General features: G+C 69.0%; 8 protein-coding genes, 1 tRNA gene and 1 pseudogene. 3 read left to right on the top strand and 7 right to left on the bottom strand.

The genetic code is table 11. The annotated features are described in order from the left end of the window. Positions 1-100: 100 nt before the first annotated feature. The 4 genes and pseudogenes from JRZ79_RS26220 to JRZ79_RS21730 form a co-directional block, all read right to left on the bottom strand. Positions 101-343 (bottom strand): annotated as a pseudogene (locus JRZ79_RS26220) (saccharopine dehydrogenase); the annotation flags it as partial. Between the two features lie 35 nt (positions 344-378). Next, positions 379-2634 (bottom strand): DEAD/DEAH box helicase, encoded by a 2256-nt coding sequence (locus JRZ79_RS21720; RefSeq protein WP_205252185.1) that lies wholly within the window; start codon positions 2632-2634, stop codon positions 379-381. 50 nt (positions 2635-2684) lie between these two features. Next, on the bottom strand, positions 2685-3857 hold the full coding sequence (locus JRZ79_RS21725; protein ID WP_136361555.1) for a CBS domain-containing protein: 1173 nt from the start codon (positions 3855-3857) through the stop codon (positions 2685-2687). A 56-nt stretch (positions 3858-3913) separates the two neighbouring features. Continuing rightward, a complete protein-coding gene (locus JRZ79_RS21730; RefSeq protein ID WP_205251125.1) occupies positions 3914-5119 on the bottom strand; it encodes an iron-containing alcohol dehydrogenase family protein in 1206 nt (401 codons plus the stop codon). Positions 5120-5230: 111 nt separating this feature from the next. On the opposite strand from JRZ79_RS21730, the gene JRZ79_RS21735 reads away from it, so the two are divergent. Beyond that, the gene (locus tag JRZ79_RS21735; protein ID WP_205252186.1) at positions 5231-5614 is read left to right on the top strand and encodes a cupin domain-containing protein; all 384 of its coding nucleotides are present in this window, start codon (positions 5231-5233) and stop codon (positions 5612-5614) included. A gap of 6 nt (positions 5615-5620) precedes the next feature. Here the strand turns inward: JRZ79_RS21735 and JRZ79_RS21740 are convergent, their stop codons facing one another. Further along, a complete protein-coding gene (locus tag JRZ79_RS21740; RefSeq protein WP_231546314.1) occupies positions 5621-6106 on the bottom strand; it encodes a phosphotransferase in 486 nt (161 codons plus the stop codon). Between the two features lie 74 nt (positions 6107-6180). Here JRZ79_RS21740 and JRZ79_RS21745 point away from each other — a divergent pair, with 74 nt between their 5' ends. Together JRZ79_RS21745 and JRZ79_RS21750 are read left to right on the top strand one after the other, a co-directional pair. Next, entirely contained in the window at positions 6181-8235 is a 2055-nt protein-coding gene (locus tag JRZ79_RS21745; protein WP_205252187.1) for a DEAD/DEAH box helicase, read from the top strand. Between the two features lie 50 nt (positions 8236-8285). Next, positions 8286-8358: transfer RNA gene (locus JRZ79_RS21750), tRNA-Pro, on the top strand. A gap of 385 nt (positions 8359-8743) precedes the next feature. Here JRZ79_RS21750 and JRZ79_RS21755 read toward each other — a convergent pair. Next, positions 8744-10618 (bottom strand): ABC transporter permease subunit, encoded by a 1875-nt coding sequence (locus JRZ79_RS21755; protein ID WP_229373366.1) that lies wholly within the window; start codon positions 10616-10618, stop codon positions 8744-8746. Between the two features lie 422 nt (positions 10619-11040). After that, on the bottom strand, positions 11041-11334 hold the full coding sequence (locus JRZ79_RS21760) for a hypothetical protein (RefSeq protein WP_205251126.1): 294 nt from the start codon (positions 11332-11334) through the stop codon (positions 11041-11043). Positions 11335-11344 lie beyond the last annotated feature (10 nt).

Genomic DNA, 11344 nt, shown 5'->3' on the forward strand with positions numbered 1-11344 from the left:
GTCGCGGGCGCGCGAGCGTCTCGAAGACCGGGATCTCGCCGGTGATGTCGAGGTAGTCGACGCCGGCGTCCAGGCAGGCGTCGGCCAGCGGGGTGGCGGTCTCGGTGAACGGGCCCGCACAGTTCAGGACGACGTCGACGCCGTCGAGGTGGGCGGCGGCGGCCCCGACGGGGAACGCGCGCGTGTCGCAGCCCAGGCGGGTGCCGATGCGGTCGAGTTTCGTGGCGTTCCGGCCGGCCAGCACCGGGTCGTGGCCGCGCGCACAGAGTTCCGCGGCGACCAGTTCACCGGTGTAGCCGTACGCACCGTAGACGAGCAGGGCAGTCACGCACTCGTGTAGCACGCCCGGGGTCTTGGCTGTGGAGGTCGCGGCGAGGGTTAGCGGCGGTTGAACAGCCTGGCGTCGGCGTGGTCGGCGAGCGTGTCGTAGAGGTCGGCGTACACGTCTGCGCAGCTCGCTGCGGGGCTGCGGTGGCTGGCCGGGTCGGTGAGCGTCGCCCAGTCGCCGACCAGCGAGAGGTGGCGGCGGGCGCGTGTGAGCGCGACGTTCAGCCGGCGTGGTCCCGCCGCTGGGTGTTCGAGGAAGCCCGCGTCGTGGGCGTCGTTGCTGCGCGCGAACGAGACGACGACGGCGTCGCGTTCGCCACCCTGGAAGGAGTCGACGGTGTCGACGGTGAGCGCCGGGCGGTCGAGCCCCCGGTCGGCGAGCACGCCCCGGATCGCCGAGACGTGGTCGCTGTACGCGGCGATGACGCCCAGATCGCCGGGCTCGACGCCGGCACGGCGGATCGTGTCGACGCGGTCGGCGACGACCGACGCTTCGGCGGCGTTCCGGACGCTCGCGCCGCGTTCGTCGCGGCGTTCCTGGCCGGCCACGTCGACGACGGCGACCGGCGGAAGGCCGTCGACGGCGCGGTCGGCGGCCACCGCCGCGGTTTCGAGGCGGCCGCCGTAGAACGCCTCGTTGGGGAAGCCCGCGATGGCGTCGTGCATCCGGTACTGGCGCGCGAGCAGAACGGCAACGTCGTCGCCGTAGCGGTCGATCAGCGTCTCGAACAGCGACGGCCGCATCTCGCCCGCCCCGCCCTCCCGGACGCCGTACGGCGGGAGTTGGCGGTGGTCGCCGGCGAGCACCAGCGTGTCGGCGGCGTTCACGGCGATGGCGGTGGCGGCCCGGGAGGCCTGTGTGGCCTCGTCGACGACCGCGAGGTCGAAGGCGTTCTGGTCGAAGGTGGCGGCGCCGTTCGTCGTCGCGGCAACGACGTCCGCGGCGTCGACCCCGCGCTGGCGGTAGTGGTCGTCGACGACGCGGTTCCGGGAGTGGCGGCCGTGGCGTGCGATGTCCACCGTGGGGTCGTCGCCGAGCACGCCGTGCAGGGAGCCGTCGTCGGCGGCGTCGAGCGTGCTGTCGCCGACGAGGAGGGTGTCGACGGCCTGGTTGGAGTGGGCGGTCACGAGCACGCGCTCGCCGCGGGCGACCGACTCGGCGACGACCGCGGCCAGCGTCCGCGTTTTCCCGGTGCCCGGTGGGCCGTGGATGCAGGCCACGTCGTCGGCGGCGACCGCCCACGCGAGCGCGCGCTGCTGGTGGTCGTCGAGCGCGAGGTCGGCGTGCCGGCGGTTCGGCGGCCGCGAGAACGACAGGGGGCGCTGGCCGGTGAGCAGCCGGCGCTTCGCGGGCGTCTCCCAGACCGCGTCGATGGCGTCCAGGCGGCGGGTGTACGGCACGGGGTTGAGGAGGCCACGCAGCCAGAACGGGTCGGCGTCCGCGAGCGTCGTGGCGACGCCCTCGGGGTCGGTGACGCGCTCCCAGGTCGGCTGGAGGGTCACCAGCGGGCCGTCGACGCTCGCGACGCGCGCGGGGAACGGGAGGGCGTCGTGGAACGCGTCCACGAGCACGCGGTTGTCCGGGTAGAGGTCAAAGGCGGCGACGAGGTCGATGTCCGCCGGTGCGCCGTCGTCGGGGGCGTACTGGACGCGGACGTCCGCCGGCCGGTCGGAGTGGGCGGTCGTCGACACGAGCACGAACGGCCCGTCGACGGCGTGCTCGTCGACGAGTCGGCCGAGATCGGCGTCGGCGTGCGCGTCGCGGGTTTGGTCGCGTTCGGCGGCCCGTTCACCCCGAACGGTCTCGCGGAGGGTGTCGAAGAACGCCCGGCGGTCGCGGCCGGCGAGCGGGTCCGTTGGGGGAACGCAGTCGGGCACGGTGGCGGCTGCAAGCGGGCCGTCCGGGTCGGTGTCGCCGCCGGGGGCGCGCGCCGGGTGCCAGAACCGCACCCGGTGGGCGATGGCCGTGGCGACCACGTCGTCGAGGGGGACGCGGCTGTGCGCGCCGCTGATGCCGAAGCTCTCGTCGAAGTAGCCGACGGCGTCGCTGTCCGGATCCCAGACGACGTACTCGTCGGTCGGCTCGGGTGTGTCCGGGGCGTGCAGCGGCACAACCGTCCCGCGGCCGTCCTCGGCGGGCACGTCGACCACGTCGGCGGCCTGCGTCAGGCACGCGCGGAGGTCGTCGTGTTCGAGGCCGAGGTAGCGGCTGCGCGCGCGCAGGTCGCCGGCGGCGTACCGGTCGGCGCCGTGCAGCGACCACGCCTCGTAGAGGGGCGTGACATCGGGGGCGTCACCGTCGGGCATCGTGGACGAGCCGATAGCGCGAGCACGGCGAAGAACGTACCGGTCGACAGTCAGGGGCGGCTGGGGAGATCGAGGGACTCCCGGGAGACCGCCGCCCCGGTGGATTGGATGATGCCGAAGGCGTCCATGAGGTCGCTGCGGGTGATGAGCCCCACCATCTCGCCGTCGGCGTCGACGACGAGCAGGCGCCCGACGCTGTGTTCCTGGAGGGCGTCGAGGGCGTCGGTGGCGTCGGCGGAGCCGGGGATGGTGTAGACGTCGTCGCTCATCACGTCCGCGACGCGCATCGCGTCGCGCTCGACGGCGCGCACGGACCGGGCGTCGTCGAGGGTCACCATTCCGACGGCGGTGGCGTCCCGGAACACCGGGTAGCCGGTGTGGCGGTGTTCGAGCATGCTGTCCATGAGGTCGGCGACGGAGGCCGTGGCAGCGACCGTGTGCACGTCGCTTGCGGGCGTCATCACGTCGGCGACCGTCACACCCTCGAAGGCGGCGTTCATGGCCGTGCGCTGGGCTTCCCCGGCGGCACCGATGTAGATGAAAAACGCCACCCCGATGAGGATGACGTTGAACGAGAGCAGGCCGGCGATCCCCAGCACGAACGCGAACAGCTTCCCGACTTCGGCGGCGATCTTGGTGGCGCGGGCGAACGTCCGGGTGCGGGCCAGCAGCGCGCGCAACACGCGGCCGCCGTCCATCGGGAACCCCGGGAGCAGGTTGAACGCGGCGAGCGCGAGGTTCATCAGCGCGAGGTAGCCGAACACGAACCGCACGGTGTCGAGCGACGACGGGAGCACGACAAGCATTCCGTAGGCGACGGCCGCGAGCGCGACGCTGACGGCGGGACCGGCGAGCGCGATGCAGAGCTCCTGGTCCCACTCCTCGGGCTGGTCGGTGAGGCTGGCGACGCCGCCGAGCACCCACAGCGTGATGGCGTCGATGGTGAAGTCGTACCGCATCGCGACGACGGAGTGGCCGAGTTCGTGGAGCACGACGCCGACGAACAGCCCGACTGCGGCGGCGGCACCGAGCACCCACCGGACGGAGCCGGCGGTCAGCGCTGTGGCGTCCAGGCCGGCGGCGAACGGCGCGCCGTTCAGCGTCGAAACCCACACCTCCAGTTGGGTGCCGATCAGGTAGGCGAACACCGGGAGCACGAGCAGGAACGTGACGTCGAGCTTGATCGGGATGCCGAACACACGCCCGATGCGGAACCCTCGCATAGTGGAGCGTACCGGAGGATGCGTGTTAAGTCCACGGCCACCCGGGTCGAAACCGGCTACCAGGCGGCGTCGAGGATTTCAGTGGCGTCGGCGCGCGTGAGCGGGACGCCGTCGGGCGCGTTGTCCACGAACGGGTCGGCGATAGCAGCGGCGGCGACCGCCTGAAGCTCGCTGCGGGCCGGGCCGTCGGTGTCGCGGAGGCGGGCCGGCAGCCCGAGGGCGTCGCGCACCGCCGTGACGGCGTCGATGACGGCGGACGCGGGGTCGGGATCGTCGCCGACGTCCAGGGCGGCGGCGAGCCGGTCGCGGCGGCCGTCGGTGCTGTCGAAGAGGTGCGCGAGCACGTGGGGTGTGACGACGGCGTGGGCGACGCCCTGTTGGATGGGGCTGGCGCGGGACAGCGCGTGGCCGAAGGCGTGGGTCAGCGAGAGCGTGGTGGCGTCGGGCCGCGAGATGCCGTACTCCACCAGCAACAGCCCCCGCAGGATGGGGGCCATCGTCTCCGGCGTGGGATCAGCGGTCCCGAGCGCTCGGAGGCCGGCGGCGAGCGTGCCGACGCCGTGGCTCGCGGTGGCGTCGGTGATCGGCGTGGCGGTGGCGGCGTAGAGCGTCTCGATGCCCTTGTTGAGGCCGTTCATCGCCGACCCCGCGAGCACGGATCTGGGTGTGGTTGCGGCGAGCACGGGATCGGCGACGACGCTGGCGGGCATCAGGCGGCGGTCGTCGGCGACGGCGCTGTGGGTGTCGTCCACGACCCCGGCGTCGGGGTGGGCGGCGATGCCCGCGCCCTGTGAGATGTCGGCACCGGCGAGCGTCGTGGGGACGACAACGATCGGTGGCAGCGCGCCGTCGGGGATCGGGACCGTCGCGGTGTCCCGGACGGTCCGGGCGACCGCCGCGCGCGACTGCGTGGTGCCCGTGAGGGCGGCGGCGACAGTGGCCACGTCGATGCTGCTCCCGCCGCCGACAGCGACGATCGCGTCGGCGTCCGTGGCGGCGACCCGCTCGGCGGCGTCGAACGCGGTTGTGAGGCGTTTCTCGCCGGTGGTCTCCGCGAACACGCCGGCCAGACGGTCCCCGAGCCCGTCACGCACGGGGTCCATGACGGCTGGGGTGGTGCCGACCGTGGAGCCGGTGACGACGAGCGCGGTGTCGGCGTCGTGGGCGTCGAGGCTGGCGTCGAGGTCGCGCACGCTGTCGGGACCGAACCGGAGCGCGGGCGACTCGTAGTCGAAGCGAAACGCCGCAGGGGACTGTGGCATGGACGCGGATAGCCCGGCCACGTCCCTATGTCTGTGCGCTCCGGCACCGCCGGCCGCGACTCCACGGGGATGGCCGAGCCAGTTATGTGACGCGTGGGCGTGGTGGTGGCCATGGGACAACAGCCGACGCCGCTGGTTCGGCGCGCCAGCGAGATCGACTACGCGGACGTGAGCGCCGGCGACGGCACCAGGAAGGGCGTGCTGATCGACGGCGAGAACGGCGCGCCGCATTTCGCGATGCGCCGGTTCGAACTCGACCCGGGGGCACGCGTGCCCGAGCACACGAACGCGGTCGAACACGAGCAGTACGTCCTCGCCGGCGAGTACACCGTCGGCATCGAGAGCGACACCCACGAGGTCAGCGCCGGCGACAGCCTCCTGATTCCGGCCGGTGCCGTCCACTGGTACGAGAACGACGGCGACGAGCCGGGGGCGTTCATCTGCGTGGTGCCGAACGGCGACGACGACATCCAGTTGGTCGCGGACGAAGCGTAGCGGGCCTCAGGCCTCGAACTCGCCGTCGACGATGCTCGCCGTGACCGCCGCCGTGTAGTCCAGCAGCGGCTCCCAGTCGGTGGGCTCGCCGGCCGCGACCCGGCGGGCGTGGCTGTCCTCCCAGACGGCGGCGAGCCCGAGCGCGGCGTGTGCCCGGTAGAACCGGCCGTGGTCGAAGGCGAGCCCAGTCCGTGCCTCGTAGCGCTCGATCAACTCGCGACGGCTGGGGCTGCCCGGCCGGTTCGCGTACCGGTAGAAGCCGTGCTCGGCCGCTGCCGCCACTTCCGCAACGGCGTCCGGGTGGTCGTCACCGTAGCGCGCTCGGATGGCGTCGAGGCCCGGCGTTGGGTCGCCGTCGTCCCGCCAGTAGAACAGGAGATACCCGAGCTCCGTCCGGGGCTCGCCGAGCGCCGCGGTCTCCCAGTCGAGGACGCCCGTGATCTCGGGCGGCGTGCCGTCGGCGAAACAGACGTTCCCGGTACCGTGAGACACTGCCAGCGCACGCTGGCGGTGGCATCGGGAAGCCAAGCGAACGGCTGAAATACCGGCGTCCTGTATGTGTGGTCGTGTCTGAGCAGGTCCAGCGCGTGGACACGTTGTTCCTCCACGAGACGGGCGACGACTACCTCGCGGTGGCCAACCGCGACGGGGACCGGTTGTTCCGCGCGAAACTAGAGGTCGCGGAGAAGAGCGCCGGGCCCCGTCCGGCCCGGTTCCGGCGGAAGACCGACGGCGGCGAGGAGCCACGCAACCCCGAGGAGTTCGTGGAGATCGCGCGCCGCGCCGGCCGCATCCGCATCAGCCAGCAGACGACGGCCGCGGGCCGCGAGGAGGTCCAGGCCATGCTGGACGCCTACCAGCTCGCCGCGAAGGTGGTGCGGACGTGTCGGTACTGCGCGGGCCGCGGGCGGTACTCCCCGCTCACCGCGGAGACCGCCATCGAGGCCGACGGCGAGTTCATCTGCCGGGACTGCGCGGTCGAGGAGCTGGAGCGCGAACTCTCCTTTTCCGGGGCGGTGTCGGGGGCCGCACAGGACCGCCTCGAAGAGCTGCTGTTCGCCGAGCAGGACCTCGAAAAGGTCACCGGGCTGCTGGGTGGCGATCTCGACCCCGACCTGACGAAATACGACGAAGTGTCGGCGACCACCGACGACGTCGACCCCGTGGCCGTCTCGGAGTTGGACCTGCATCCGGACGTCCAGGGGCTCTTCGAGGACCGCTTCGAGGAACTGCTGCCCGTCCAGAGTCTCGCCGTCGAGAACGGGCTCGTCGAGGGCGACGACCAGATGGTGGTGTCGGCGACGGCGACCGGGAAGACGCTGGTCGGCGAGATCGCGGGCCTCCACCGGCTGCAGTCCGGCAACGGCAAGCTGCTGTTTCTCGTCCCGCTGGTGGCGCTGGCCAACCAGAAACACGAGGACTTCCAGGACGAATACGGCCACCTCGCGAACGTCACCATCCGCGTGGGGTCCTCGCGGATCCGGGACGACGGCCACGCCTTCGACCCCGCCGCGGACATCATCGTCGGCACCTACGAGGGCATCGACCACGCGCTGCGGACGGGCCGCGACCTGGGCGACATCGGCACGGTCGTCATCGACGAGGTGCATACGCTCAAAGAGGACGACCGCGGCCACCGCCTCGACGGCCTCATCTCGCGACTGAAATACTACTGCGAGCAGCGCCGCGAAGAGCGCGCGGGCTACGACGGCGCCCAGTGGGTGTATCTCTCCGCGACCGTCGGCAACCCCGGCGAGCTGGCGGGGAAGCTGCGCGCGAACCTCGTGGAGTTCGAGGAGCGCCCCGTGCCCATCGAGCGCCACGTCACGTTCGCCGACGGCGCCGAGAAGCCCGACATCGAGAACACGCTCGTCCGCCGGGAGTTCGACCAGGAGTCCTCGATGGGGTACCGCGGGCAGACCATCATCTTCACCAACTCGCGGCGGCGCTGCAACGAGATCTCGCGCAAACTCGACTACCCCTCGCGGCCGTACCACGCCGGCCTCGACTACGGCGAACGCAAATCCGTCGAGCGACAGTTCGGCGACCAGGACCTCGCGGCCGTCGTGACGACGGCGGCGCTCGCGGCGGGCGTCGACTTCCCCGCCAACCAGGTCATCTTCGACACGCTGGCGATGGGCATCGAATGGCTCTCCGTCCAGGAGTTCGAGCAGATGCTCGGCCGCGCCGGCCGTCCCGACTACCACGACCGCGGGAAGGTGTACGTGCTCGTCGAACCCGACGCGTCGTATCACTCCTCGATGGAGGGCACCGAGGAGGAAATCGCGTTCACGCTCCTGAAAGGCGACATGGAGAACGTGGTCACGCATTACGACGAGGACGCCGCCGTCGAGGAGACGCTGGCGAACGTCACCGTCGGCGGCACGGCCGCCAAACGCCTCAACGACCGCATGGTCGGGGACATCCCCACGAAACACGCCCTGGGGAAGCTACTGGAGTACGAGTTCATCGACGGCCTGGAGCCGACGGACCGCGGGCGCGCGGTCACCACGCACTTCCTGGATCCGGACAGCGCGTTCCGCATCCTCGACGGCGTGCGCAAGGGCCACGCGCCCGGCCGCATCATCGCGACCCTGGAACTCCGCGAGGACGACCAGTAGGGGCGATCGAACGAAACGCTTACCACCACCACCACAGTAGGTGGTGATACGGGACTGTAGGGTAGCTTGGTATCCTTCGGGCCTTGGGTGCCCGTGACCCCGATTCAAATTCGGGCGGTCCCACTTCTCGGATAGCCGGCTTCCAGCATACGCTAACAGGGAGCGATGCATCCAGGTCGAAAGGCTCCCGGCGACGCTACTAAATATACCCCGGGACAGTTCTCGACCGCGTGGGCTTGAAACCGAAATCGACCAGCGCGCCGGTCGGCCCGAGCGTGACCCGAACTATAGCCCTCTAGTTATGTCGTTGAGAAAGTCTCTACAATCGAGTTGGCCAGTTCACTGATCGGCAACCGGCTATAGATCCGTCGACCGAACGCCGTGGCGTAGCTGGCGTGAAAGTTCGGCTTCGGGTCGAAAGGGCCGAGGTGGATGCGACGCTGGCAGGCGTCGGCGAGTTCAGCGACATCGAGGATGCGTTTGCCGAGTTGGCTGACGCCCGGGCGGACTACTCGATGTTTCGACGGCGGTGGAGCGCGACAGCGACCGCAAAGGGGACGAGTGCCCAGAGGAGGACTGCGATCAGGGCAACGAACGGGTGGAGGTACCAGACGGGTACATCAGCGCCGTACTGGAGTCGTACGACAATCAGATTGGAGAACACGTTCGGCTGTAAGTCACCGAGAACGCTGGTCGCGGGGCCTGCGGAGTTGGGAACGCCGATGATCGCGTTCGTCACGACGAACGGGAGCCGGAGCGGTGGGAGCCAGCGAGCGACCAAGTAGAGTGGATTGGTCGGCGGAGAAAACCCAGAGACAGCCGTGCCGGAGAGCGCCCCGTAGAGCGTGTTCGAGATCTGGAACCACGTGATGTGAACGAAGGCGTAGGCGAGGATCACGAATCCAGCGGCCGTTTGGCTCCGGAAGATCGTCGACAGCGAGACGCCGATTGCAGCGATTACAACGAGGAACAACAGTGTGTACGCAAGGAAGACGGCGAGCGTATCGAGGGGAACGACGCCATAGCGTGGAACCGCAGCGAAGCAGGTGAACGCGGCTGCGAGAACCAATGGAACAGCAAATGCGGCTGCACGGCCGAGCGTGAAGCCAACGAGCGTTTCTGTGCGTGAGATCGCGGTTCCGGCAGTGGAGCGAATCGTACCCGTGTCCCGCTCGCGAATCACAGCCCGGAACGTCCCGAAGAGCACGCCGAATCCGCCAATGAGATACAGCGGGGTCTGGAGGGCCGCAAGCGGGACTCGCGAGCCGAGTGCGTCCTGAACGTGCGTGGGTTGTGGGAGGCTGAGGAAGGCACCGACAAACACGAGGCCGCCGACGAGCCAGACAATCGGGCTGCGAGCGAGCCGGCGAAATTCACGGCGGGCAAGCGGCTGCCACGATCCGGGCAGTGAATCAGCGGCACGGCTCCATTCTGGGAGCCGGTTGAACTGTCGGCCACCGGCCTGGGGAAGAAATGAAGCTGCGTCGATGAGTCGGCGGAATGGTCCGGCGCGGCTACGCGGGGCGAGGTCGCCGCGCTGGAATATCGTGATACCGCCCGCGAGCGCAAGCGCCGGCCACGCTAGCAGGAACCCCAACGCCCACCACCAAGAAACCGGGGGCGGTGTTGGCGCAAACACCGCTGATTGGCGTAGCGCATCGGCAACCCCAGTGACGGCAACATCGGGACCGATGGGGACGCCGAACAGCCAGTTTGTGAGGACGACAAACGCATGGGTGGGTGAGAGCCAACGAGCGACCTCGAACGCCTCGGGGTGTGCGAGCTCGCGTCCGGGAACAAAACCAGTCGTGAACTGCCACAAGGTCGGGAGCGTGAGGCCCTTCCAGAGCACGAAGCCGAGGGTTACGGTGGTCCCGAGGATGGCTGCGCGGGTCGTCGATGACGTGACAGCCGAGAGACCGATAGTTAGTCCGGTCCACGCGAACACGTACACTGTCGAAAGCGCGAGAAATGCGAGGAACAACAGCGGAGAGAACTGTCCGTACCGAAGTATGTCGTGGCCGACAACGAGGACGGTGGCCGTGAGGATCGGAACGAGGAGTGCGGTGCCGCGTCCAAGGACCATTCCCAGGATGAGACGAGGTCGGGTGGTTCTGGTGCTGAGGAGGATGCGGGCGGTGCCGGACTCGCGTTCGCCGATAATCGATCGGAAGCCAAGGGCGGCAGCAGCAAACGGAACGGTAAATGTGGTTGCAGACTGGGCGTTAACGAGTGAGATCGCGTTGCCGATGATTCGAGCGGCCTCCGGATCTGGACGGGTTGCGATTCGACTCAAGACGAGGAACGCCAGGGCAGCAAGCCACGGGGACTTTCTGCGAAGATGCTGCCGACATTGCGTTCGTGCGATTGTGGTGGTGGGCACGTTTCTGGAGTTGTGTTATATATGGGTATCTTGTTGGTGGCTAGTGGATTGCGGGAGTACTGTTACAGAAACCGCACTCTGGTAGTGCTACCGGCCTGTGGAGGGCACACGTAACTATTGGACCGTGCATCACAATAATAGTTCATCATTTTGGCAACTGGATGAAATAGGCAGAATATCTAGTGTAGGCCAAAGGAAGCACTGAAGATGTTGATCGGAATTTGGATCAGAGAGATCTACGCGCCGAACCTGCGGCGCTCAACTGACAGTATCGATGGCGGAAATATACCCAGAAACGTGTTCAGGTATGAGCTGCAGTCCGTTTGTGATTGTTAGCGTGTCCAGCGTCTCACGTTTCGCGACCGGGGTTGATGGTGGTCTGGACGTATTCTTCCTCTAACAGGCGAGTGTCGCGGGCGCGGCTATGACACGTCGCCGACCGCGTCGTAGACGCCGGCGAGTTCGGTGGCGGTGACCTGCGTGGTGAACTCGTCGTCCTCCGGCACGGCGTCGTCGGCGACGACAGTGATGGCTTCGATGGGGTCCCGGCGGAGGAACGCGAGCAGCCGCTGGATGCGGGTCGGGGTGCCGCCCTTCCGGCAGACGAGGATGTAGCGGTCGGCGGCCAGTGATTCGAGCGCCGGCTCCAGGTCGGCGTCGGCGTGTTCCTCCGGCGGCAGGGCGTGAATGACACTCGCGGTCAGTGTCTCGGGCACACCGTCGTGT

Source organism: Halobacterium sp. BOL4-2, assembly GCF_016917835.2.
Taxonomy (GTDB): Archaea; Halobacteriota; Halobacteria; order Halobacteriales; family Halobacteriaceae; genus Halobacterium; species Halobacterium salinarum.

Excerpts from the sequence above, each read along its gene's own strand:
- JRZ79_RS21720 (WP_205252185.1), bottom strand. The coding sequence starts at position 2,634 with ATGCCCGACGGTGACGCCCCCGATGTCACGCCCCTCTACGAGGCGTGG.
- JRZ79_RS21725 (WP_136361555.1), bottom strand. The coding sequence starts at position 3,857 with ATGCGAGGGTTCCGCATCGGGCGTGTGTTCGGCATCCCGATCAAGCTC.
- JRZ79_RS21730 (WP_205251125.1), bottom strand. The coding sequence starts at position 5,119 with ATGCCACAGTCCCCTGCGGCGTTTCGCTTCGACTACGAGTCGCCCGCG.
- JRZ79_RS21735 (WP_205252186.1), top strand. The coding sequence starts at position 5,231 with ATGGGACAACAGCCGACGCCGCTGGTTCGGCGCGCCAGCGAGATCGAC.